Source organism: Phycobacter azelaicus (genome assembly GCF_014884385.1).
Taxonomy (GTDB): Bacteria; Pseudomonadota; Alphaproteobacteria; order Rhodobacterales; family Rhodobacteraceae; genus Phycobacter; species Phycobacter azelaicus.
In genome coordinates this window covers 3,522,891-3,546,303 of the sequence record NZ_WKFH01000003.1, presented here as the reverse complement: position 1 = coordinate 3,546,303, position 23,413 = coordinate 3,522,891, and the positions used below count along the sequence as shown (strand labels likewise).

24 protein-coding genes are annotated in these 23,413 nt (G+C 61.9%); 14 read left to right on the top strand and 10 right to left on the bottom strand.

Annotated features, from left to right (window positions below; genetic code table 11):
• Window positions 1-51 precede the first annotated feature (51 nt).
• Both INS80_RS18015 and tyrS read right to left on the bottom strand, forming a co-directional pair.
• On the bottom strand, window positions 52-966 hold the full coding sequence (locus INS80_RS18015; protein WP_192966938.1) for a GNAT family N-acetyltransferase: 915 nt from the start codon (window positions 964-966) through the stop codon (window positions 52-54).
• Between the two features lie 523 nt (window positions 967-1,489).
• On the bottom strand, window positions 1,490-2,743 hold the full coding sequence (gene tyrS, locus INS80_RS18005) for a tyrosine--tRNA ligase (protein ID WP_192966936.1): 1,254 nt from the start codon (window positions 2,741-2,743) through the stop codon (window positions 1,490-1,492).
• Between the two features lie 128 nt (window positions 2,744-2,871).
• Between tyrS and INS80_RS18000 the strand changes: the two genes are divergently transcribed.
• Entirely contained in the window at window positions 2,872-3,990 is a 1,119-nt protein-coding gene (locus tag INS80_RS18000; RefSeq protein WP_192966935.1) for an anhydro-N-acetylmuramic acid kinase, read from the top strand.
• A gap of 410 nt (window positions 3,991-4,400) precedes the next feature.
• On the opposite strand, the gene INS80_RS17995 is transcribed toward INS80_RS18000, so the two are convergent.
• Window positions 4,401-4,820, bottom strand: a complete 420-nt coding sequence (locus tag INS80_RS17995; RefSeq protein ID WP_192967339.1) for a cupin domain-containing protein — start codon at window positions 4,818-4,820, stop codon at window positions 4,401-4,403.
• Between the two features lie 69 nt (window positions 4,821-4,889).
• Between INS80_RS17995 and INS80_RS17990 the strand changes: the two genes are divergently transcribed.
• Complete coding sequence (locus INS80_RS17990; RefSeq protein ID WP_192966934.1) at window positions 4,890-6,308, top strand: protein adenylyltransferase SelO; 1,419 nt, start codon at window positions 4,890-4,892, stop codon at window positions 6,306-6,308.
• Window positions 6,309-6,475: 167 nt separating this feature from the next.
• Here INS80_RS17990 and INS80_RS17985 read toward each other — a convergent pair whose 3' ends face one another.
• Complete coding sequence (locus tag INS80_RS17985) at window positions 6,476-7,363, bottom strand: DMT family transporter (RefSeq protein ID WP_226892665.1); 888 nt, start codon at window positions 7,361-7,363, stop codon at window positions 6,476-6,478.
• Window positions 7,364-7,500: 137 nt separating this feature from the next.
• On the opposite strand from INS80_RS17985, the gene INS80_RS17980 reads away from it, so the two are divergent.
• Window positions 7,501-8,256, top strand: a complete 756-nt coding sequence (locus INS80_RS17980; RefSeq protein WP_192966933.1) for an endonuclease/exonuclease/phosphatase family protein — start codon at window positions 7,501-7,503, stop codon at window positions 8,254-8,256.
• Window positions 8,257-8,275: 19 nt separating this feature from the next.
• On the opposite strand, the gene INS80_RS17975 is transcribed toward INS80_RS17980, so the two are convergent.
• Window positions 8,276-9,586, bottom strand: coding sequence for a DEAD/DEAH box helicase (locus INS80_RS17975; protein WP_226892664.1), 1,311 nt, complete (start codon window positions 9,584-9,586; stop codon window positions 8,276-8,278).
• 372 nt (window positions 9,587-9,958) lie between these two features.
• On the opposite strand from INS80_RS17975, the gene INS80_RS17970 reads away from it, so the two are divergent.
• From INS80_RS17970 to INS80_RS17955, 4 genes are all read left to right on the top strand, one after another.
• On the top strand, window positions 9,959-10,372 hold the full coding sequence (locus tag INS80_RS17970) for a Fur family transcriptional regulator (RefSeq protein ID WP_192966932.1): 414 nt from the start codon (window positions 9,959-9,961) through the stop codon (window positions 10,370-10,372).
• A gap of 160 nt (window positions 10,373-10,532) precedes the next feature.
• Window positions 10,533-11,414 (top strand): DMT family transporter, encoded by an 882-nt coding sequence (locus INS80_RS17965; RefSeq protein WP_192966931.1) that lies wholly within the window; start codon window positions 10,533-10,535, stop codon window positions 11,412-11,414.
• A gap of 158 nt (window positions 11,415-11,572) precedes the next feature.
• On the top strand, window positions 11,573-12,847 hold the full coding sequence (eno, locus tag INS80_RS17960; protein WP_192966930.1) for a phosphopyruvate hydratase: 1,275 nt from the start codon (window positions 11,573-11,575) through the stop codon (window positions 12,845-12,847).
• 75 nt (window positions 12,848-12,922) lie between these two features.
• On the top strand, window positions 12,923-13,528 hold the full coding sequence (locus INS80_RS17955) for a DUF2306 domain-containing protein (RefSeq protein WP_192966929.1): 606 nt from the start codon (window positions 12,923-12,925) through the stop codon (window positions 13,526-13,528).
• A 92-nt stretch (window positions 13,529-13,620) separates the two neighbouring features.
• Here the strand turns inward: INS80_RS17955 and INS80_RS17950 are convergent, their stop codons facing one another.
• The 4 genes from INS80_RS17950 to mazG all read right to left on the bottom strand — a co-directional run bounded on the left by INS80_RS17950 (window position 13,621) and on the right by mazG (window position 16,263).
• Window positions 13,621-13,896 (bottom strand): YMGG-like glycine zipper-containing protein, encoded by a 276-nt coding sequence (locus INS80_RS17950; protein ID WP_192966928.1) that lies wholly within the window; start codon window positions 13,894-13,896, stop codon window positions 13,621-13,623.
• A 119-nt stretch (window positions 13,897-14,015) separates the two neighbouring features.
• On the bottom strand, window positions 14,016-14,465 hold the full coding sequence (locus INS80_RS17945) for a GNAT family N-acetyltransferase (protein ID WP_192966927.1): 450 nt from the start codon (window positions 14,463-14,465) through the stop codon (window positions 14,016-14,018).
• Window positions 14,462-15,403 carry a nucleoside hydrolase gene (locus tag INS80_RS17940; protein ID WP_192966926.1) on the bottom strand — a complete coding sequence of 314 codons (942 nt, stop codon included), beginning with the start codon at window positions 15,401-15,403 and terminating at the stop codon, window positions 14,462-14,464. The genes INS80_RS17945 and INS80_RS17940 overlap by 4 nt, the downstream gene beginning before the upstream one ends.
• Window positions 15,404-15,438: 35 nt before the next feature.
• Window positions 15,439-16,263, bottom strand: coding sequence for a nucleoside triphosphate pyrophosphohydrolase (gene mazG, locus INS80_RS17935; RefSeq protein ID WP_192966925.1), 825 nt, complete (start codon window positions 16,261-16,263; stop codon window positions 15,439-15,441).
• A 62-nt stretch (window positions 16,264-16,325) separates the two neighbouring features.
• Between mazG and INS80_RS17930 the strand changes: the two genes are divergently transcribed.
• From INS80_RS17930 to INS80_RS17915, 4 genes are all read left to right on the top strand, one after another.
• Entirely contained in the window at window positions 16,326-17,501 is a 1,176-nt protein-coding gene (locus tag INS80_RS17930) for a M20 aminoacylase family protein (protein WP_192966924.1), read from the top strand.
• An 81-nt stretch (window positions 17,502-17,582) separates the two neighbouring features.
• Window positions 17,583-18,554, top strand: a complete 972-nt coding sequence (gene speB, locus INS80_RS17925; protein WP_192966923.1) for an agmatinase — start codon at window positions 17,583-17,585, stop codon at window positions 18,552-18,554.
• Between the two features lie 7 nt (window positions 18,555-18,561).
• On the top strand, window positions 18,562-19,509 hold the full coding sequence (gene speB, locus INS80_RS17920; protein ID WP_192966922.1) for an agmatinase: 948 nt from the start codon (window positions 18,562-18,564) through the stop codon (window positions 19,507-19,509).
• 70 nt (window positions 19,510-19,579) lie between these two features.
• On the top strand, window positions 19,580-20,017 hold the full coding sequence (locus tag INS80_RS17915; RefSeq protein ID WP_192966921.1) for a DUF1499 domain-containing protein: 438 nt from the start codon (window positions 19,580-19,582) through the stop codon (window positions 20,015-20,017).
• 132 nt (window positions 20,018-20,149) lie between these two features.
• Here the strand turns inward: INS80_RS17915 and INS80_RS17910 are convergent, their stop codons facing one another.
• Window positions 20,150-20,452, bottom strand: coding sequence for a hypothetical protein (locus INS80_RS17910; protein WP_192966920.1), 303 nt, complete (start codon window positions 20,450-20,452; stop codon window positions 20,150-20,152).
• An 85-nt stretch (window positions 20,453-20,537) separates the two neighbouring features.
• Here INS80_RS17910 and prfA point away from each other — a divergent pair, with 85 nt between their 5' ends.
• From prfA to INS80_RS17895, 3 genes are all read left to right on the top strand, one after another.
• Window positions 20,538-21,593, top strand: coding sequence for a peptide chain release factor 1 (gene prfA / locus INS80_RS17905; protein WP_192966919.1), 1,056 nt, complete (start codon window positions 20,538-20,540; stop codon window positions 21,591-21,593).
• 34 nt (window positions 21,594-21,627) lie between these two features.
• Window positions 21,628-22,443 (top strand): peptide chain release factor N(5)-glutamine methyltransferase, encoded by an 816-nt coding sequence (gene prmC, locus INS80_RS17900; RefSeq protein WP_255430533.1) that lies wholly within the window; start codon window positions 21,628-21,630, stop codon window positions 22,441-22,443.
• A 220-nt stretch (window positions 22,444-22,663) separates the two neighbouring features.
• Window positions 22,664-23,353, top strand: coding sequence for a DUF4167 domain-containing protein (locus INS80_RS17895; RefSeq protein WP_192966917.1), 690 nt, complete (start codon window positions 22,664-22,666; stop codon window positions 23,351-23,353).
• Window positions 23,354-23,413: the final 60 nt, after the last annotated feature.

The window sequence follows — 23,413 nt, the reverse complement described above, 5'->3', positions numbered from 1 at the left end:
ATCTGAACACGTGTTCAAATAAACATGGAGGACTGGTACTGTCCAGCGTTGCTATCCGCCCATCATGCGCCGGTCGAGCCGCGCCAGCGGCGCCAGAAGGCGGCCCATCGGTGGCCAAATGACCCAGGTGCCGCCAAGGCGATGAAGGCTGGCGCCGGTTCCCAGTTTGAAGCGGGCAAGTCCCGGGGCGTCCTCGGTATTGATCAGGCCCAGGTCCAGCGTTTTGCAGCCTTGCGCCGAAAGCCAACTCATCGCTTCCCACATCAACAGGTTATGCGCGGACAAGGCCTTGCCGCGCGCAGTGGTGTGGGCGATGTGATAGGTGGCATCGCGGCCATGACGCAGGACCAGTATGGCGGCGACGGGCTCCTTTCCGTCAAAGGCCTGGAACAGTTTTGCCATGCCTGTGTTCGCTTGCGCATAGGCGAGCGTTAGGGCAAGCGGCCAACTGCGGTAGCCGCGTTGCGATTGCTGCGCGCAGTCTGCCGTCAGCAGCCAGTGGTTCGGATCGACCGGCATGTTCTGCCGGGTGAGACGCAGGCCTTGCGTCTCGGCGTGTCTCAGCCGGTTGCGCCACTTCTGATGCAGCGCTGCGCGCCGCCGTTCGGGGCTGCGTGACAGATCGAGGCGCGCGATATGGCCGGGGCTGAAGAGGGGCACTGCACCAAGTTGCGCAAGGTCAGGAGTAGGCGCTTCGGGGGAGAGGATGACCGGGGTGCGACGCAGCCCTTCCTCTTGCAGGATCTCCAAAAGTCGGAAGGGGTTTGCGATACGTGCGCGGTTGACCATGGCAACGTCCAGCCGCCCCCAGAACCGCTGTCTCAGCACGACAGCGTTGTTCATCCTCTCCAGAACCAGCGGGTCCTGTCCGGTTGCCCGAAGGGCATGCAGGAATTCCTCGGATTGGGGTAGGGTTCCCTGTGTGTCGGGGCGGTTCGGCGTGGTCGGCGGGATGAAATCGAACATACATCCATTTACGGAACGGAAATCTAATTCAGGGTTAATGGGGCCATGAAAAAGCAAAGCCAAGTCATGGGGCAATGCGCCCCCAGCCCACGTATGACCAGAAGCGCCGCCTTTTTGATCGCCGTTGCTCTGTCGATTCCGGTGTTCATTCTGCTCACGCTGGTGGACCGTCTGTTCCTTTAGGTTTGTAGCTTCCGGTTCTGTTGTCGGTCAGGGAAGCTCCCGCGCCCGCAGGTATCGACGGCTGGTGCCGACGACCCCTTCGTGCTGCCTTGGGCCCGGCGCGGCAGCGCCGCGTGAGGGGAGCGGAAAAAGCGTATCATCTTTTTAGTACCTCTTGTTCGCTGTTGGGGGCAACCGCGCCGCGCGAGAGCGCGGTGCCAGGCCCAACAGGAGTGGTTGCATCTTTGATGCGGCTGCGACGGGCGGGAGACCCACGGCTGCCTTCCGAATGCGGGCGTGATCAAACGAAAAAAGGGGCAGGTACTGCCCCTTTTCGACGTCTACGAGGTGAGCGCGGCACTTAGTCGACAAGTTGAACCAGCGCGTGGCGCTTCTTGCCCGCGCTCAGCTTGATGGGCGAGGCGAGCGCGCCTGCATCAATCATCAGACCGGCATCCGTCAGCGGTGCATCGTCGATCCGCGCGCCGTTCTCTGCGATCAGGCGCTTGGCCTCCTTGCCGGATTTCGCAAGGCCCGATTTCACGATCAGCTGCACGATCGAGATCCCGTCGCCCAGATCGGCGGGCGTCAGGTTCAGCGTCGGCAGATCGTCCCCGACGCCGCCTTTCTCGAACACCTCGCGCGCGGTGGCTTCGGCGGCCTCAGCGGCCTCGGCACCGTGCAGCAGGGTGGTCACCTCATTGGCGAGGATCACCTTGGCGGCGTTTATCTCGGATCCCGCAAGTGCGCCCAGACGGTCGCATTCCTCTACCGGCATTTCGGTGTAAAGCTTCAGGAACCGGCCCACATCCGCGTCCGTGGTGTTGCGCCAGAACTGCCAGAACTCGTAAGGCGAGAGCATATCTGCATTGAGCCAGACCGCGCCGTTCTGCGATTTGCCCATCTTCTTGCCGTCCGAAGTGGTCAGCAGCGGCGAGGTGAGGCCATAAATCTCATGGTCGAGCACCCGGCGCGTAAGGTCGATACCGTTGACGATGTTGCCCCACTGGTCCGAGCCGCCCATCTGCAGGATGCAGCCATAGCGGCGGTTCAACTCGAGGAAGTCATAGGCCTGCAGGATCATGTAGTTGAATTCGAGGAACGAGAGCGACTGCTCCCGGTCCAGACGCGATTTCACGCTTTCGAACGACAGCATCCGGTTGACTGAGAAATGCCGCCCAATGTCGCGCAGGAATTCAAGGTAGTTGAGATCGCTCAGCCATTCGTCGTTGTTGATCATCATGGCGCCATTCGGGCCATCGTTATAATCGACATAGGCCGAGAAGACCTTTTTGATGCCGGAGATATTGTCGTCGATCTGTTCGGGCGTCAGCAGTGGGCGCTCATCGGCGCGAAACGAAGGATCGCCCACCTTGGTGGTGCCGCCGCCCATGAGGGTGATCGGCTTATGGCCGGTCTTTTGCAGCCAGCGCAGCATCATGATTTGGATGAGCGAGCCCACGTGCAGAGATTTCGCCGTGGCATCAAAGCCGATATAGCCGGACTGGCCCGGGGTCATCAGCGCCTCGTCCAGACCCTGATAGTCCGTACAGTCGGCGAGAAACCCGCGCTCCATCATCACGGTGATGAAATCCGATTTGGGATGATAGGTCATGGCATGCCTCGGCTTGTCTATTGCGATCTGCTGTATAAAACGCAAAAGGAGCACATGGAACCTGCTTTTCCGCAGAAATCCCCTGTGCTTTTGAGGGCTGCTGGGGTGTTCAGGCAAAAGGGCGAAGGATGACACGAGCGATTGCAAAGACGGGCCGCGTGATTGCGCTTGGCGCCATGAGCGGCACGTCTCTGGATGGCGTCGATGCAGCGTTGGTCAAGACGGACGGGACGCAGATCTTTGCATTTGGAGAAAGCCGCTATCGTGCCTACACAAAAGAAGAACGCGCTGTGCTACGCGCTGGCCTGGGCAAATGGTCCGGGCCAGAGGTGGAGGCCGCCGCCGCCCTGACAGACCGCGTCCATGCAGAGGTTCTGAGTGCCTTCCCCGAGGCCGAGATCGTCGGTTTCCACGGTCAGACCCTGGCCCATGCGCCGCGCCTGCAAGGCACGCTTCAGGTGGGTAACGGTGCCGCCCTGGCCGAGGCGCTGGGGAAACCCGTGGTCTGGGATTTCCGCTCGGACGACGTCGCCTTGGGGGGGGAGGGCGCGCCGCTTGCGCCGTTTTTCCACTTTGCCTGCGCCAAATACATCGGCGCCAAGGCTCCGCTTTGCTTCCTGAACCTCGGCGGGGTGGGCAACCTCACTTATGTGGATCCGCGTTTTGATCGCCCCGAAGATTCTGGCGCGCTTTTGGCCTTCGACACCGGGCCCGCCAATGCGCCGCTCAACGATCTGCTACAGGTGCGGCAGGGGCTGCCGTTTGACAAGGATGGCGCGATTGCCCGCAAGGGAGAAGTCGAAGAAGGCGCGCTTGAGCTGTTCCTAGCCGAGCCCTTCTTTGCAAAGATGCCACCGAAATCCCTGGACCGGAACGATTTTGCCGAGATGGTCACATTGGTGGGCGAGCTGAGCGATGCAGACGCCGCCGCGACGCTGACGGCCATGTGTGCCGCCGCCGTTGCACAGGGGATGGAGCATTGCCCCGCGCCGCCCGAAATGGTGCTTGTCACCGGTGGCGGGCGCCACAACCCTGTGCTGATGGAGATGCTGCGCGTCTCGCTCGACTGCCCTGTGAAGCCGGTCGAGGATGTCGGCCTTGATGGCGACATGCTGGAGGCCCAGGCCTTTGCCCATCTGGCGGTGCGCGTCGCGCGGGGCATGCCGACCTCCTGTCCCGGCACCACAGGCGTGCAAGCCTGCGTGGGCGGCGGCGTGGTCAGCGTTCCGGGGGGTGGGGGAGTATAGCGCCGCTCTCATGCACCCGAATTGTTGAGCGGGTGCAAAGCGCATCGGGCCTTGAGCCTCTGCGCGGCGCTAGGTTCTTCATTTGCACTTGTAGGGAACGGTCTCCCAATACATGCGAGGGCGCAGAATGGGGACCGCCGAGGCGAGACAGACCTCTTCACCCTCCTTCAACAGGGGACGGCCACTGGAAGACTTTCTGAGGCGGGAAAGCTTGACCTTCGGCGCTTTTGGATCTTCCAACAGGCTGGCATGAACGGCCCAAACCCCGCCAAGTCTTCTGCTGACATGGTACTCCACTCCAACGATCCGGGCCTTGTGGAATTGCTCTGGAAAAGGTTCGTGCTCGCCCCACATGAGGACCGCCGCAAAGAAGGGAAGGAGCCAAGCGGATTTCGTGATTTTCCAAGGGTTCATTGGCGCGGAATATCAAACCCCGGCTCTGCCAGCTCGAAGCCTTCGAATTGAAAGCCCGGCGACACGGTGCAACTGACCAGCGTATAGTCGCCGGTCGTGCGCGCAGCCTGCCAGTGGCCCGTGGGCACGATCAGCTGCGGCGCGCCCTTGGTCAGATCTGGGGTCAGCAGGTGATCTGTCGCAGGGCCTTCATCCGTTGCAGACAGGGACAGTACCAGCGGTGCGCCCGCGTGAAAAAGCCAGATCTCGGCCGCATCGACCCGGTGCCAATGACTGGCCTCCCCGGCCTTCAGCAAGAAATAGATACAGGTGCCGGTGGGGCGACCTTCGTTTTCGGAAACCCAGGTCTGACGGTACCAGCCGCCCTCGGGGTGGGGCTGCAATCCCAGATGCTGGATAATCTCATCGGCTGTCACGGGGCCGTCTCCCATTTCATTTCGCCTCTTTGCGCTGGCAATCCCTGCCTTGCCGCATATGTTTGAGCCATGACACTGCACATCCCCTTTGACAACACCTACACGGCCCTTGGCTCGGTGTTCTACAGAAAGCAGGCGCCCGAGCCGGTCTCGCAGCCGCGCGTGCTCGCCTTCAATCACGATCTGGCGCAGCTCCTCGGCATCACGCCCGGTGATCTGCCTGAAATGGCCGAGGTCTTTGGCGGCAACCGTGTGCCGGAGGGGGCCGATCCGTTGGCGCAGCTATATGCGGGGCACCAGTTCGGCACGTTCAATCCGCAGCTTGGCGACGGGCGGGCGGTGCTTCTGGGAGAGGTCGTAGGGACCGACGGCATCCGCAGGGATATCCAGCTCAAGGGATCCGGGCGCACGCCTTATTCACGTCGGGGCGACGGGCGCGCCTGGATGGGGCCGGTGCTGCGGGAATACGTGGTATCCGAGGCGATGCATGCCCTTGGCATCCCGACTACGCGGGCTTTGGCGGCGGTGGAAACCGGCGATCCCGTCTGGCGCGAGGGCGCCATGCCGGGCGCGGTGCTGACGCGCGTTGCTGCCAGTCATCTGCGAGTCGGCACCTTTCAGATCTTTGCCGCGCGCGGAGAGCGTGAAGCACTGAAGCGGCTCACCCATTATGCCATTGAACGCCATTATCCGGGCGTTGATGGGCCGATGGGCCTGTTGCGCGCGGTGCGGGATGCGCAGGCGCGGCTGGTGGCGCAATGGATGTCGGTGGGCTTCATCCATGGAGTGATGAACACCGACAATTGCACAATTTCGGGCGAAACGATCGATTACGGTCCCTGCGCCTTCATGGATATCTACAACCCCAGCCAGGTGTTCAGTTCCATCGACCGCATGGGGCGCTATGCCTATGACAACCAGCCGGGAATCATCGTTTGGAATCTGGCCCAGCTGGCAACGGCCCTGATCCAGCAGCTTGAGGACCCGCAGGAAGCGGTTGAGGAAGCGACCGAGATCGTGCACGCCATGCCGGGGATGATTGAGCGGGAGTGGCTGTCGCGCTTTGCCGCCAAGATCGGGATCGCGAGGCCGCAGACCAGCGACATGACGCTGATCGAGGACCTACTGGAGCGCATGGCCGCGGGGCAGGCCGATTTCACCAATACCTTCCGGGCGCTTTCGGGCGAAGCCGCGCGCGATCAGTTCATCGATCCCGAGGCTTTTGACGGGTGGGCGGATGGCTGGCGCCAGCGCCTTGAGGCCGAGGAAAACCCCAAGACCCTCATGCAGCAGGTCAACCCGGCCTTCATCCCCCGCAACCACCGCATGGAAGAGATGATTGCGGCGGCGGTCAGCGGCAATATGGCACTCTTCGAGCGGATGAATACGGTTTTGTCACGGCCTTATGAGGACCAGCCGGAACACGCTGATCTGCAAAATCCTCCAAAGCCTGACGAAGTGGTTCCCGCAACCTTCTGTGGCACCTGAAAGCAGGCGCTCTCCCGCGCGGGATCGGCCTCCTGGCGTAGGCGCTCACCCCCTTGGGCCCGGCGCCGTGCTGTGCACGGCGTGCGCCCCGTCGGGGCGCCATGCCCAACGGGAGCGAGGGCATCTTCGATGCAAGCGCGACGGGCGGGAGGCTCTGACCCCAAGGATCAGGGGCGGTTGATCAGGAATACCCCTGCGGCCACCAGCGCCAGTGCAAGCCAGGCCTCGTATGTCAGCTGCTCGCCAAGTATCAGCCAGCCCATCAGTACGGCAAGAACGGGCGACAGGAAGCTGAAGGAAGCGACGGATCCGGCCTTGTAGATGGTAAAAAGCCAGAACCACAAAAGGTAGCCAAGGCTGGCAATGGCGATGGCCTGAAACAGAACGCCGGCGATATGGATCGCCTCCGGCGAGCGTAGCATCGGGCCGAAGAGTGGCGACAGCACCAACAGCAGGACGGCCGAGACCGCCAATTGGTAAACGAGCTGCGTTACGGCGGGCACCTGTGACAGCGGCGTTGCGCGCACGCAGAAGGCAATCCCGGCCCAGCACAGGGTCGATGCCAGCGCCAGCATGTCTCCCAGCACCGAGGCTCCGCTGGCGTCCCGGTCCAGCACTGCCAGCACCACGCCGCCCATAGCCAAAACAAGCCCGGCGATGCGAGGGCCGCTCAGCCGCTCTCCGGGTAGCCACAGATGTGCGGCCAGCGCCAACCAGACCGGCATCGAGTTGAAGATGATCGTCACCCGCGACACAGATGAGACGTCCAATGCCCAAAACAGGCAGATGAACTCGGCCGTGAACAGAAGGCCGACCACCAGACCCCATAAATGCGCCCTTTTCGGCAGGCCGCCATCTGGTCGGAGCCTGGGTTTGCGCAAAAAGACCCAAAGCAGGATCACCGCCAGCGCAATAAGCGACCGCAAACCTGCCTGAAACACCGGGCCAAAGCCGCCATTGGCGATCTTGATCACCACCTGGTTGAAGCCCAGAAGGGCGGCAAACCCCGTAAGCGCGAGGGCGCCCGCGGCGTCCATGGATCTCTTTTCTGTCATGGGCGCATCAGCGCCGAGCGGTATGGGACTGTCAAGCCTGACCTTTCGCCAAAATCCGCCTTCCGACGGGGACCCTCTTCGTTCTTGTCTTGCAGAGCCTGTCAAGGCGATGAAAACTGGCGAGGAAAGGAGTCTACATGCCCGAAACCACCCTGCGCGTTGCCAGCTACAACATTCAGAAATGCATCGGTCTGGACCTGCGCCGAAAGCCCCGGCGCATCCTGAATGTGCTGGAGGACATCGGCGCGCGGATCGTTCTGCTTCAGGAGGCTGACAAGCGCTTGCCGCCCCGGCCTGCTGCATTGCCGCATTTCGTGCTGAACGAGGCGGGTTGGCAGGATGTCGACTTGGGCGGGGCAGGCTCACTTGGCTGGCATGGCAATGCGGTGATTTGGAAAGGGCAGGGCATATCCTTGCGCGACAAGGGACACATTGACCTGCCGGGGCTTGAACCCCGCGGCGCGGTCTGGGCGGCTTTTGATACCCCCATTGGCCCTTTGCGGGTGGTCGGCGCCCATCTGGGGCTGACCGGGCGCGCCCGGCGCGCGCAGGTGCAGCATTTGGCACAACACATTGGAAACTGGACCGATATGCCCGTGGTCTGGGGAGGGGATTTCAACGAATGGTCGCGCAGTACGGTTCTGGATCGGCTGGCGCCGATGATGCGGTTCCTGCCGCCTGCGCCCAGTTTTCCGGCCCTGCGCCCCCTAGGCGCCCTGGACCGGATCGCCCATAGCGAAGGTCTGGAGGCGGTGCACACCGGGGTGCACAAGGCGCAGCCTGCCCAGATCGCCTCGGACCATCTGCCGGTCTGGGCGGACTTGCGGTGCGTCAGCTCGTCATTGGTTTCAGCAAAAGCAAAAGCCGCCACGCATACGCGCAACGGCTTTTGACAGATTTTGGGATAGAGGCTCAGCTGGAGCGGCGGCGCTGTCCGCTGCCCTGGCCTCCGCCCTGACCTTGGCCCTGACTCGGACCACCACGACCGCCGCCGCCGCGACGACGGCGATTGCCGCCGGGGCGTCCGCCGGGTTTGGCACCACCACCGGGACCGCCACGACGGCCTTTGGGCGCGGCTGGATCAGGGAGCACCTCCCAAGGGCGGCCCGAGGCCACGGGGATGGTGATCTTCATGGTTTTCTGGATCGCCTTCAACTCGTCCATCTCATCCGGTGCGCAGAAAGCGACGGCCTGACCATCCTTGCCGGCCCGCGCGGTGCGGCCGATCCGGTGCACATAGGCGTCCGGCACATTGGGCAGCTCGTAGTTGTAGACGTATTTCACATCCGGGATATCCAGACCCCGCGCGGCCACATCTGTTGCGACCAGAACCTTGATCTCACCAGACTTGAAGGCGGCCAATGCGCGCTCGCGCTGGCCCTGGCTCTTGTTGCCGTGAATGGCGGCAGCGGCAAAACCGGCCTTGTCCAGCACCCGCATCAGCTTTTCCATGCCATGTTTGGTACGACCAAAGACCAGGGTGCGCTCGTCCTTGTGGGCGGCGAGCAGCTCTTTCAGGAGGTTCAGCTTTTCCGCCTTTGCGATGAAGTGCACCGATTGGGTGACCTTGGCGGCGGGCTTGCCGGGAGGGGTCACCTCGATGCGCACCGGGCGCTTCAGGTAGGAATTTGCGATCTCGTTCATCTGTTTCGGCATGGTGGCCGAGAACAGCATGGTCTGGCGCTCTTCGGGCAGAAGGGCTGAGATCTTGCGCAGAGCATGGATAAAGCCCAGATCCAGCATCTGGTCGGCTTCATCCAGTACCAGGAAATCACAAGAGCCCAGGTCCAGAGCGTTGCGATCCAAGATATCGAGCAGGCGCCCGGGCGTTGCTACCAAGATGTCGGTGCCACGCGCAATGCGCTGGATCTGCGGATTGATCGAAACGCCCCCGACCACAAGACCGATCTTCATCGGCGAACCATCGGTCAGATCCCTGAGCGTGGCGGCGATCTGGTTGGCCAGTTCGCGCGTCGGTGCCAGAATGAGGCCGCGCACGGTCTTGGCTGCCGGTTTGCGGCCATATTCCTGCATGCGGGTGACCAGCGGAATGCCGAACGCTGCGGTCTTGCCGGTGCCGGTTTGCGCCAGGCCCAGCACGTCTTCGCCATTGAGGGCGTGCGGAATTGCGCGTGCCTGGATCGGGGTCGGGTCTTTCAGGCCCATGGCATCAAGGCGGGAGAGAAGCTGCTCGGGCAGCCCCATGGTGGAAAATTCAGTCAACTGTCGTCCTTTCGCGGCCCCTGCGACATGCAAAGAGCCCGTGCCGCGACCGCTGGAACCCTGTCCGGCGCGCGGTAGTGGTGGGGCAGGGACCTCGGGCAAGCTCTGGCCGAATGCCAGGCCGCTGGCCTCTGCAAACGCCCCACGCGTGATTTTGGGAACAACGGCATATCACTAGACGCCGGGATCAATCGCACCTCAGGTGCACCGGGCTGTCTCTGCTCACGCGGCAGGGAGGGATGCCTTGAGCTTCAGATGGAGGGCTTTACGGCAATTGTCAATGGCAGGCGAGGTGAAAGACGGGTGAATTGCCGGTTTGCGCGGGGATCGTCCTTCGTTACACAGGGGACCCAGTGAACAAAGAGGACCGCGATGCCAGAATCGATTATCGCCCGTTGCGAGGCCAAGGGCCTGCGCATGACCGGCCAGCGCCGCGTGATCGCGCGTGCGCTTCAGGACAGCGATGATCATCCTGACGTGGAAGAGCTTTATGCCCGTGCCAGCGCGCTGGATGCGGGGATATCCTTGGCGACGGTCTATCGCACGGTGAAGCTCTTTGAAGAGGCAGGTATCTTGGAGCGGCTCGAGTTCGGCGACGGGCGCGCACGTTACGAGGACGCTGACCGCGATCATCACGACCACCTCATTGACATCAACTCGGGCGAGGTGATCGAGTTCTGCGACCCCGAGATCGAGGCACTGCAGGAAAAGATTGCCGCCAAGCTGGGGTATCGTCTGAAAGGTCACAAGCTGGAGCTTTACGGGGTTCCCATCAAGAAACGCTGATCCTGAGCTGCAGGCCATGGGCGGGAATCAATCCTTGTGATGGTTAACATCACAACTTGTGGCTTTGACCTGCCATGAAACTGCTTGCTGTGGCGGCGAACTCTGGGCATGCCCATCCTGACCGCGCAATCCGTGCGGAGGGCTTTGGCAGAGGGCGCAGATGAACAACGTTCAGGGTATTCTCCTGGTGATCGGCGCCATGGCGGCCTTCACTCTTGAGGACATGTTCATAAAGAGCTTGTCCGAGCAGCTGCCGGTTGGGCAGATCCTGATCCTCCTGGGGATCGGGAGCGGGTCGGTTTTTGCCCTGCTGGCCAAATGGCAGGGTCATCAGATCCTGGCGCCGCGCGCCTGGAGACGGCTTCCGGTTCTGCGCGCCCTGTGCGAGGCGGTGGCAGCGGTGAGTTTTGCCAGTTCCCTTGCCCTTGTCGATATCTCGGTGGTGGCTGCGGTGTTTCAGGCCACGCCTTTGGTGATCACCATGGGGGCGGCTCTGTTCCTGGGGGAACAGGTTGGCTGGCGGCGCTGGAGTGCGATCCTGGTCGGTTTTGCCGGGGTATTGATGATCATTCGGCCGGGCCTCGCGGGTTTTGAACCGGCGGCTCTGCTGGTGCTGGTCTCGGTTGTCGCGGTCGCGGGGCGCGATCTGATGACGCGGGTGATGGACAGCGCGGTGCCGTCGACGGTGGTCAGCTTTCAGGCCTTTGCCGTGGTGATCCCTGCGGGCGCAATCCTTTTGTTGCTGACACCGGGTGATGCGCGCCTGCTGGTAGGCAATGAGTGGCTGATGATGCTGGGCGGCGTGATCTTTGGCGTTCTGGGCTACTACGGCATCGTCACGGCCATGCGGGTCGGAGATGCCTCGGCCGTCACGCCGTTTCGCTATTCGCGCCTGGTCTTTTCGATCCTGGTTGGGGTGGCCATGTTCAATGAACGTCCCGATGCCATGACCCTGGCCGGAGCAGCGCTGATCATCCTCTCCGGCCTCTACACGTTTATGCGCGAGCGGCGCCTTGCTCGCGCGGGTGTGCTCGCCAGCTGACCGGTCACGCGCGGGGGGCGCAAACTGTTGGCGCAAACAGCGAATTGTTAGCCCTAAAGGGGCGATTTTACGCACGTTAGCGATAACGAGACTGGTTTACATTCCTCTTCCGGCTGGTAAGACGCTGGCAACCAATTGCCACAGTCAGGAACCGACCGATGAGCACCATTATCGACATCCACGCCCGCGAAATCCTCGACAGCCGGGGTAACCCGACCGTCGAGGTCGACGTCATCCTCGAAGACGGCACCATGGGCCGCGCCGCCGTGCCCTCGGGCGCCTCGACCGGCGCCTATGAGGCGGTGGAAAAGCGCGATGGCGACAAGTCCCGCTACATGGGCAAGGGCGTGCTGGAAGCGGTGGCCGCCGTCAACGGTGAGATCGCGGAAGAGCTGGTCGGTTTCGACGCGACCGAGCAGGTTGCCATTGACAGCGCCATGATCGAGCTGGACGGCACCGACAACAAGGGCCGCCTTGGCGCAAACGCCATCCTCGGTGTTTCGCTCGCCGTGGCAAAGGCCGCTGCCGATTTCACCACCCAGCCGCTGTTCCGTTATGTGGGCGGCACCTCGGCGCGGGTTCTGCCGGTTCCGATGATGAACATCATCAATGGTGGCGAACATGCCGACAACCCGATCGACATCCAGGAATTCATGATCATGCCGGTCGCAGCGGAAAACATCCGCGACGCCGTGCGCATGGGTGCCGAGGTCTTCCACACATTGAAGAAAGAGCTGTCCGCGGCGGGCCTTTCCACCGGTATCGGTGACGAGGGCGGGTTTGCCCCCAATATCGGCTCTTCCCGCGAGGCGCTGGATTTCATCCTGAAGTCGGTTGAAAAGGCAGGCTATCGCCCCGGTGAGGACATCTATCTGGCGCTTGATTGCGCAGCCACAGAGTATTTCAAGGACGGTAAATATGTCCTGACCGGTGAGGGCAAGACGCTGACCTCCGAAGAAAACGTCGACTATCTGGCGGCGCTGGTTGCGGATTATCCGATCATTTCGATCGAGGACGGCATGTCCGAGGATGACTGGGACGGCTGGAAGCTTCTGACCGACAAGATCGGCGACAAGGTGCAGCTGGTGGGCGATGACCTGTTCGTGACCAACCCGGCGCGTCTGGCCGATGGGATTTCGCGCGGCGTTGCCAATTCGATGCTGGTGAAGGTGAACCAGATCGGCTCGCTCACTGAGACCCTGCGCGCGGTCGATATGGCGCATCGCGCCCGCTACACCAACGTGATGTCGCACCGCTCGGGCGAGACCGAGGATGCCACCATTGCCGATCTCGCCGTAGCCACCAACTGCGGCCAGATCAAGACCGGTTCCCTGGCGCGGTCTGACCGGCTGGCGAAATACAACCAGCTGATCCGTATCGAGGAAGTTCTGGGCGAAGTGGCCGAATATGCGGGCCGTTCGATCCTGAAGTAAGTCTCGGTTGACAGACTGCGAAAAGCCCCGTCATGTCTGGCGGGGCTTTTCCTTTTCCAAGGGGATGAGATCCTTTTGAAAGTCGCGCTTCTCTATCTTCTGTGCTGGCCCGTGCTGCGGGACTCTGTCTCGCGCCTATATTTCCTGGTTCAGCCCCACGGAGATCTGGCATTCGTCGATCTGCGCTATGCCGAACATCCCTGGAGCACCGCAGTCCATCTTGTTCCGGGAATCTTGTTCTTCCTGGTCGGCCCTCTTCAATTCTCGCCAGCTCTGCGCCGGCGGCGGCCAGCTCTTCACCGGGGCTTGGGAAAGCTGTTTATCGCAAGTGGCCTCGTCTCCAGTCTTGGTGTGATGCATATGGTGATCGTTTTTCCCGCATTGGGGGGACTTCTGACCCAAGGGGTCACCTACGCCATTTGCCTGTCGATGGTGGCGGCAATGATCCTCGCCTATCGCGCTGTTCGGCGCAGGGAGGTGATGCTACATATGCGCTGGATGCGGCTTGCCTTTGCCTTGGGGCTGACCGTCTCTACCGCGCGGATATATATCGCCCTGGCCGACGCGGTGTTTTCGCTGCCGTTCGAGCAGAGCTTTACCATCGCATCCGCCTTGGGATTGGGCACGAATTTGATCGTCGTTGCCTGTCTGGAACGCAGACCCAAGACGGTATCCAGATAGAACAGATGACCGTCTGGCGCTGGCGCGGTTTCCAGCCTGAAACGCCCCGTGCCATCTGGTGCGGGGCGTTTTTCTGGTCGGTCGCGACCGTCTTACGGGCAGGGGGCCTCGTAGTATGTGCCGTCCCCGCGGGCATAGGCGCAGGTGTTGGTCGCCTGGTTCTGGGCAACGATGGTGCCCGCAGCTGCGCCCGCGAGCGCCGCGATGATGCGCCAGTTCTTGTTGGCATCCAAGGCTTCGGCGGCGATCAGGCCTGCGGCGGCGCCTCCGGTGACACCCACGACGGTGCGCTGTTCGCTGGTGAGGTTATCGCAGGCCGTCAGCGTCATGAGGGCTGCGGCGGCAAAAGCGGTGATTTTGGTCTTCATCAGAGGTCTCCTGTAAGGTTCCTAGCAGGAGTATCGCTTCGAATATGAGGCTGTGATCTGTTCTAGATCAAAATGAGACAATACTTCTTCATTCGTACGGCGCGTTGCACTGGGTGCGGCTAAAGCTCCTTGCTCATCAGGACATATTTCAAGCGTGGCTTGAAGCGCGCACGGGCATAAAGACGCTGCGCCTGCTCGTTTTCCCGGTCGACCTCAAGGTGGATGGCCTTGATCCCGGCTTCGGCCAGGGTTTTCGGGAGTTCCGTCAGCACCTCGGTCGCGATGCCGCGCCCACGCACGGCGGGGCGGATGTAGATCTCGTCCACGAAACTGTCCATGCCGCCGAACTCCACCGACCAACTGAAGGTCACCACGATATAGCCGATGGGCGCGCGGGTGGGGCCGATGATGTAGACCGCCCCATAGGGAATCCCTTCGAGCAGCGGCGCGATGGCGGCCTCGCGTGCTGCGTCGGTCCGCTCGATACCTTCCTCTGCATGAAAGGCGGCTACCAGTGGCAGAAGCGCGCTCAGATGCTCGGGTTTGGCGAGGTGCAGTGCGGCGCTCATAGTTTGGCCAAACGCTCGGTTATGAGGGCAAAGAAGCCGTCGGCGTCCACATCGCCCATGAACATGGCATTGGGTTCGCGGTCGGTGACATCCCACCAGTCGGCCACGGTCATGCCAAGGGTCAGCTCGGACTGGGTTTCGATCTCCACGTTCACATGGCGGCCCGAGAAGAGTTCGGGCTTGAGCAGGTAGGCAATGACGCAAGGATCATGCAGCGGGCCGCCTTCGGAGCCGTACTTGGCCACATCGAAACGTTCGAAGAAATCCAGCATATCGGCGGTGAAATGGGCGGCGCGGGTATCCAGGGCGCGGATCGCCTCGACACGGGGGCGGGTGGCCAGCGCCTTGTGGGTGACATCGAGCGGCATCACCACCAGCGGCACGCCAGAGGTAAAGACCACCTTGGCCGCCTCTGGGTCCACGTAGATGTTGAACTCGGCGGCCGGGGTCACATTGCCCACCTCGAAATAGGCGCCGCCCATCAGCACGATTTCCTTGATGCGGGAGGCAATGTCGGGGGCCTTCTGAAGGGCGCTGGCGATATTGGTCAGCGGCCCCAGCGGGCACAGCGTGACCGTACCGGGTGCATGACGGCGTAGGCTGTGGATGATGAAATCGACCGCGTGCCCTTCGGTGAGTTGCAGCTCTGGCTCCCACAGTTCTGGCCCATCAAGGCCGGTCTTGCCGTGCACATGTTCGGCGGTGACCAAGGGACGGGACAGGGGGGCGTCGCACCCCGCATAAACGGGTATATCTGTGCGGCTCGCCACCTCGCAGATCATGCGGGCGTTCTTCTGGGTCAGCTCCAGGGGCACGTTGCCCGCTACGCAGGTAATGCCGAGTACTTCCAGTTCCTCGGGGGAGGCCAGTGCCAGCAGCAGGGCAACGGCGTCGTCCTGACCGGGATCCGTGTCGATGATGATCTTACGTGCAGTCATGAAAAGGGCTTTCCATATCTATGTTTCAGTCGCACTCAGGCGGGTTTGGCACGCTGGGCTTCCTTTTCGGCATCCCACAGCGCGTCCATTTCTTCAAGGCTGCTGTCTTCTGGGCGTTTGCCCATGGCGGCAAGGCGGGCCTCCACGCCTTCGAAACGGCGGATGAACTTGGCATTGGCGCGGCGAAGCGCCGCCTCGGGCTCGACCCCCAGATGGCGGCCCAGATTGGCCATGACGAACATCAGATCGCCAAATTCCTCTTCGACGGCATCCTGCGTCAGGCTATCGCGCGCCTCGACCAGTTCGGCGGCCTCTTCCTGGATTTTGTCGATCACATGGGAGGCGTCGGGCCAGTCGAACCCCACCCGCGCTGCGCGCTTTTGCAGCTTGTAGGCCCGCAACAGCGCAGGGAGGCCGATGGCGACGCCATCCAGCGTGCCTTTTTGCGCTTTTTCGGCGCGCTCGGCGGCCTTGATCGCCTCCCAGTCGCGGGTTTGCTGCTCTGGCGATTTGTCCCGCGATTCGTCGCCGAAGACATGGGGGTGCCGGCTGACCATCTTGTTGGACATGGTTGTGACCACGTCCTGAAAGGTGAAATGCCCGGCTTCCTCGGCCATCTGCGCGTGAAAGACCGACTGGAACAGCAGATCGCCCAGCTCTCCCTTCAGCTCATCCCAGGCTTCACGCTCGATCGCGTCGGCGACCTCATAGGCTTCTTCTATGGTATAGGGGGCGATGGTGCTGAAATCCTGCGCCACATCCCAGGGGCAGCCGCCCTCGGGATCGCGCAAGGCGCGCATGATCTGCAAAAGCCGTTCAATTCCGGCGGTTTCGTCGTGGATGAGGTCTGTTTCGGCCATTGCAGCTGCCCATTGATCGGTGTCAGATGCATCATCCCGAGTCTGACCAAGGAGTCCACCCCATGCCGGTCGTCAACCGCATCGCCGATTTCGCCCCCGAGATGACCGCATGGCGCCGCCATCTGCACCAGATCCCGGAACTGGCGCTGGACCTGCCGAAAACCGCCGCCTTTGTCGCCGAGCGGCTGCGCGAATTCGGCGTAGATGAGCTGCACGAAGGCATCGCCCAGACCGGTATGGTGGCAATCATCAATGGGCAGGGGCATGACGCGCCGGGCGCAAAAACCATCGGTCTGCGCGCCGATATGGACGCCCTGCCGATCCCCGAGGAAACCGGTGTCGATTATGTCTCTGGTCACGAAGGCAACATGCATGCCTGTGGCCATGACGGGCACACCACCATGCTATTGGGCGCGGCGAAATATCTGGCGGAGACGCGCAATTTTTCGGGCCGCGTCGCGCTGATCTTCCAGCCCGCCGAAGAGGCCATCGGAGGTGCTCGGATTATGGTCGAAGAAGGGATCATGGACCGCTTTGGCATCAATGAAGTCTATGCGCTGCACAATGCGCCGGGTTTGCCGGTAGGGGCCTTTCTGACCACGCCGGGGCCGATCATGGCGGCGGTCGATACCTTTCACATTTACATTCAGGGGCAGGGTGGCCATGGCGCCATGCCACACGAGACCCGCGATCCGGTGATGGCGGCCTGCGGCATTGCCCAGGCGATCCAGACTATCGTCAGCCGCAATCACTATGCGCTGCAGGATCTTGTGGTCTCGGTCACCCAGATCCACACCGGCACCGTGGACAACGAGATCCCCGATACTGCCTATATCAACGGCACCGTGCGGACCTTTGACCCGGAGGTGCAGAAGATGGTGATGCGCCGGATGGAGGAAATCGTGACAGGGCAGTCGGCCAGCTACGGCGTTGAGGCACGGCTGGATTATGAGGTTGGCTACCCGGCCACCATCAACGAGCCGATAAAGACCGATTTCGCTGCCGAAGTGGCGCGGGAAATCTCGGGCGCTGACAACGTGGAGGCCGAAGCCGGGCGCGAAATGGGCGCCGAGGACTTCTCTTATATGCTGGAGGCGCGCCCCGGCGCCTATCTGTTCCTTGGTCAGGGTGACACCGCCGGGCTGCATCATCCGAAGTATGATTTCAACGATGAGATCGCCCCCATCGGAGCCTCCTTCTTTGCCCGTCTGGTGGAGCGCGCGCAGCCGGTAAGTTGATATAAGCGTGGATAGGTGACAAGCCCGCGCCAGTGGGCTATTCCCGGCTAAAACAGGGTTAACAACAGCAGGGCAGGCCCGATGGCACTCGAAGACGCAAAGACCCAGGTGGACCAGGCCTTCACCCGCGAAGACCTGAAGGGCCTCAGTTTTGAGAACACATTCGGTGGTGCGCCGTCTTTTGCGCGTCGCCGCTACACCAAGGATCTGAGCGCTGCCGATATTGCCGTCACGGGCGTGCCCTTTGATCAGGCGGTGACCAACCGTCCTGGCACCCGCCTTGGCCCGCGCGCGATCCGCGAGGCGAGCCTTTTGCAAAGCCCCGATGCGCCTTATGGCTGGGGCTTTGATCCCCTGAGCGATCTGGCCATTGCGGATTATGGCGATCTGGCCTTTGACTATGCCAATGTGCCCGCCTTCCCGGAGACGCTGACCGCTCATATCAAGGGTATTCTGGACAGCGACACCGCCTCGGTCGCGCTGGGCGGCGATCACTACATCAGCTTTCCGATCCTGCGCGCCTATGCCGAGAAATACGGGCCGATATCGCTGTTGCATTTCGATGCCCATACCGACACCTGGGCGGATGACGATTTCACCCGCGTGGATCATGGCACCATGTTCTACAAGGCGGTGAAATCGGGGATCGTGGACCCAGCGACATCGGTGCAGGTGGGCATCCGCACCACCAACGAGGATACGCTGGGCGTCAATATCATCGACGCCCCGACCGTGCATGAGATCGGCCCGGTGGAAACCGCGCGGCGGATCAGGGAAATCCTCGGCGATCGTCCCACCTACCTGACCTTCGATATCGATTGCCTGGATCCCGCCTATGCGCCGGGCACCGGCACGCCGGTCTGGGGCGGGCTGACCTCGGCGCAGGCAGCGCGGATCCTGCGGGATATCGCCGGGATCAACATCAAGGGCGGCGATGTGGTGGAGGTCTCGCCTCCGTTTGACACCACCGGCGCCACGGCGATTGCAGGCGCTCATGTGGCGATGGAAATCATCTGCCTTCTGGGCTGGAACATGACAAACAGAAGTGGCTGAGCAGAGAATGGCTGAATTCAATCAACCGATCAGTGGCAACGATCTGGCGCGGTTCTCCGGGCCGAACACCTACATGCGCTTGCCGCAGGCGACCTCGCTTGCGGGCCTCGATGTGGCGGTTCTGGGCATTCCGATGGATATCGGCACCTCCTGGCGCTCGGGCACCCGGTTCGGGCCGAAACAGATCCGCGCCGAAAGCGCCATGCTGCGGCCCTATAACATGGCGACCGGGGCCGCCCCCTTTGACAGCCTGAATATCGCCGATATCGGCGATCTGGCGATCAATACCTTCTCGCTGAAGGACTCTCTGCGCATCATCCAGGACAGCTATGCGGCGATCCTCGGCGGCTCTGCCATTCCCGTTGCCATGGGCGGCGATCATTCGATCACCCTGCCGATCCTGCGGGCCATCGCGGCGAAGTACGGCCCCGTGGCCCTCGTTCACATTGACGCCCACGCCGATGTGAACGACGAGATGTTCGGGGAAAAGGAAACCCATGGTACCGTCTTCCGCCGCGCCCACGAGGAAGGCCTGATCGTGCCGGACAAGACCTATCAGATCGGCATTCGCGGCACCGGTTATTCGGCGCAGGACTTTGCGGAGGCGCAGTCCTGGGGGTTCCAGCACTTCCCGGCGCAGGAGCTGTGGGGGCGGCAGCTTCACAACATGGGTGCGGAAATTCGTCGCGATATCGGCAATAAGCCGGTCTATGTGACCTATGATATTGATAGTCTGGACCCGGCCTACGCACCGGGCACCGGCACGCCCGAAATCGGCGGGCTGACGACACCGCAAGCGCTCGAACTGATCCGTGCCCTCAAGGGCCTCAATATCGTGGGCTGCGATTTGGTTGAGGTGTCGCCGCCCTATGATCCTTCGGGCAATACCGCTCTGACGGCAGCGAACCTGCTTTATGAGATGATCTGTGTCTTGCCGGGTGTAACAACGAAATAGGCCAGCAAAGCGGAGCGCAGGGCGCTGCGGCTTACGTTGGCCGCAGGACTGCGCAGGGGCGTGAGGTTACATGGGACGGATGATGATGCTGGGATGGATCTTGCTGGCCGCCTTGGTTGTTGTGTTCGGCTTTATTCGACTAGCGCCGTCCGATCCGCTGGATTGGAATACCCAGCCGGAACTCTCGGAGGACAAGGAGTTTCGCGGCGGTGTCTTCCGCGTGGTGCGCACCGGGCCGGAAGGGCTTGAACGGTTCGATCGGATTGCAAGTAACGCGCCGCGCACCAAGTTGCTTGCTGGATCGGTCGACGACCAGATGGCAACCTATGTCACCCGTACCAAGCTGTTTGGGTTTCCTGATTACACCACGGCCCGGCAGGACGGTGAGTTCCTGAAGGTTTACGCGCGGCTCCGGTTTGGGCGATCGGATCTGGGGACCAACAAGGCGCGGATCGATGCGTGGCTGGCGCAGATGGATCTTGCCGCGGATACGGCCGATAACCATTAAGCCCCTCTTACGATGTGATGGCTCAGTCATGTTCTCCCGCCCGTCGCCCGCGCATCAGGGATGCGCTGCGCCCGTTGGGCCGGGCGCCGCGCTGTTGCGCGGCGAGGCGCGCCCTGCGCAAATGGCAGTGGTCTAGAGCCGCGGTAGCTTGGCGTCATTCCGGGAGTGCGGCAGGACCTCTTTGTCCAGGCTGGCAGAGGGGCAGCTTGATTGCACTTCGCGCCACATGGGCACGTTCAGCGACATCTGGCATTGCGCCATGAAGCTGCGCCCGTCCACGAAAAGGCAACGGAACTCCCCAAGCTCTACCCGCGTACCAGCCTTGTCGGTGCAATAGCAGTCGATCGTCTTGCCGCCGGGCCCGACAACATCTGCGAAGGCAGGCAGCCCAACGCAGAAAAAGGTGAAAAAAAGAACAGCTCTGGCATATTGCATGACCCTAGAATATCACAAGGAAAGTCCCGAACCAAAGCGTCCGTGGCTACCCCAACAGACTCAAGAAGCAAAGTAGGCCTTCCCCATGGTACCCGAAGATCGGCTGGAGCAAATCCTGCAACGCTTTCAATACCTTGAAGCAGCGATGGCCGATGGCGCCAGCGGCGGGGATATTGCGGCGCTAGCGCGGGAGTATTCCGAGCTGAAGCCCGTGGTTGAGCAGGTTGTCGCCTATCGCAAGCTCTTGTCGGATATGGCCGAAGCCGAAGCCATGTTGGCCGACCCCGACATGAAGGAACTTGCCGAGGAGGAATTGCCGACCCTGAAAGCGGCACTGCCCGAAGCCGAGCATGCGCTGCAGCTTTCACTGCTACCAAAAGACAAGGCCGACGCCCGCCCCGCCATTCTGGAAATCCGGCCCGGCACCGGCGGTGACGAGGCGGCGCTGTTTGCGGGTGATCTCTTGCGCATGTACCAGCGCTATGCCGAGGCGCGCGGCTGGAAGTTCGAGATCCTCGAGGAACAGGCCAGCGAACTTGGCGGCATCAAGGAGGTCACCGCCCACATCAAGGGCGATAATGTCTTTGCCAGGCTAAAGTATGAATCCGGTGTCCACCGCGTGCAGCGTGTGCCGGTGACCGAATCGGGCGGGCGTATTCATACATCGGCGGCCACCGTCGCTGTGTTGCCGGAAGCAGAAGACGTGGACATCACCATCGACCCCAATGACCTGCGCATCGATACCATGCGCTCGTCTGGCGCAGGCGGACAGCACGTCAACACCACCGACTCTGCCGTTCGGATCACGCACCTGCCGACCGGAACCGTCGTGACCTCCTCGGAGAAATCGCAGCACCGCAACCGCGAGATTGCCATGCAGGTGCTGCGCACGCGGCTTTACGATCTGGAGCGTCAGCGAATCGACAGCGAACGCTCGGCCAGCCGGGCAAGCCAGGTCGGTTCGGGCGATCGCTCTGAGCGCATCCGCACCTACAACTTCCCGCAAGGGCGCATGTCGGACCATCGCATCAACCTGACGCTCTATAAACTGGATCAGATCATGCAGGGCGATCTGGATGAGATCATTGATGCGCTGACGGCAGATGACCAGGCCCGCATGCTGGCCGAGATGGGCCAGTAGGGTGGAGCTGTCGGGCGGCACAGCAGCACAGGCCATGGCAGCGGCAGCAGCGCGGCTGCGGGCCGCAGGCGTGCCGGATCCCGCGCGTGATGCGCGTGTTCTCCTCGCTCATGCGGCCAAGATCGAAGCCAGCCGCGTGACCCTGATCGCCCCCGAAGAGCTGTCATCGGAGATTGCCGACCGCTACGAGCAGTTGATCTCCTTGCGCTGTATCCGGGTGCCGGTGTCGCATCTGATCGGAGAGCGGGAGTTCTATGGGCGCCGTTTTAAGGTTTCGGGTGACGTTCTGGATCCGCGGCCGGAGACTGAAATCTTGATAGAGGCAGCCTTGTCGCGCCCCTATGAACGGATCCTGGATCTGGGCACCGGCTCGGGCTGCATTCTCGTGACACTGCTGTCAGAACGGCCGGAGGCAACCGGGCTTGGCGTCGATCTCAGCGAAGCTGCCTGCCTTCAGGCCAGTGCCAACGCGGTTCTGCATGGGGTGGCCGACCGCGCAGATATCCGCCAGTCGGACTGGTTGACGGAGGTGTCGGGCGGGTTCGATCTGATCGTCTCCAATCCGCCCTACATTTCGCGCAGTGAAATGGACGACCTGTCGCCGGAGGTGCGCGATCATGAGCCGGAAATGGCATTGACCGATGGGGCTGACGGGCTCGAGGCTTACCGCAATATTCTGGCATCTGTAGTGCTGCATCTTGTGGAAGGGGGGCGCCTTCTGGTCGAAATAGGCCCCAAGCAGGGCGCTGCGGTGGCAGATCTCTTTCAGAAAGCTGGGCTGGGTCAGGTGCAGATCTTGCCGGATCTGGATGGTCGGGACAGGGTTGTCAGCGGTATTCGGCCGGTTTGATCCTGCTTGCACCAAAGAAATTCGTACTTTAGAAAGAAAAAGTGTCGAAAATCGCTGTGACCCTCTTGTACGGGGGCGCTTAAAATGGTTACTCAAACTGTCGCTGTCAGAGCGAGGCCAACGCCTCCCGGCGACATCAAGCCCAAAAAGTCGATGATCCGGCGCTAAGGCGCGCTCAATTGGGTCCACGACACATTAAATCAAGGCTGACGTTAGACATATGAGATCGTCAAAATCACGTTCGCGTTCCAAGTCGAACCGGAACCGCCCTGCCAATGGTGCCAATGTAGTCAACCGTGTGTTTGACAGCTCCGGCCCCGAAGGCAAGGTGCGCGGCACGCCGCAGCAGATCATCGACAAGTATAACCAGCTGGCGCGTGATGCCCAGCTGAGCAATGACCGTGTCGCTGCCGAAAACTTCCAGCAGCACGCCGAGCATTATCTGCGCCTTCTGAACGAAGCGCAGCGCGAGATCGAAGCGCGCCGCGAAGAGCAGGAACGCCAGAACCGCGAACGTCAGGCAGAGCGCGACCGCGAACGCGCAGAGCGCTTGGAGCGCCAGGAGCGGGAAGCGGCTGCAAAGGCCCAGGATCCGGCAGATGCGCCTCAGCCGGATGTGATCGATCCCCGGGAAAGCACCGGTCAGGATGCAGCTCAGGATCATGACAGCGGCCTAGTGGAAACGCCGGAAAGCAAGGATGAGACGGCTGAGCCTGCGCCCAAAAAGCCAGCGCGCAAGCCCCGTGCCCCGCGCAAGACGGCACCGAAGAAGGCATCTGACGATGCACAAGGTGATGAGGCGGCGTCGGGTGAGGCCAAGGAAGAAGGTTCGAAAAAGCCTGCGGCCAAAAAGCCCTCGCGCAGCCGGGCCAAGGCCAAACCTGAGGATACGGCAGAAGCGGCTGAGTGATCCGGCCAAGACACCAAGATCAAACCCCGGCAATTTGTCGGGGTTTTTGTTTTTCTGGCT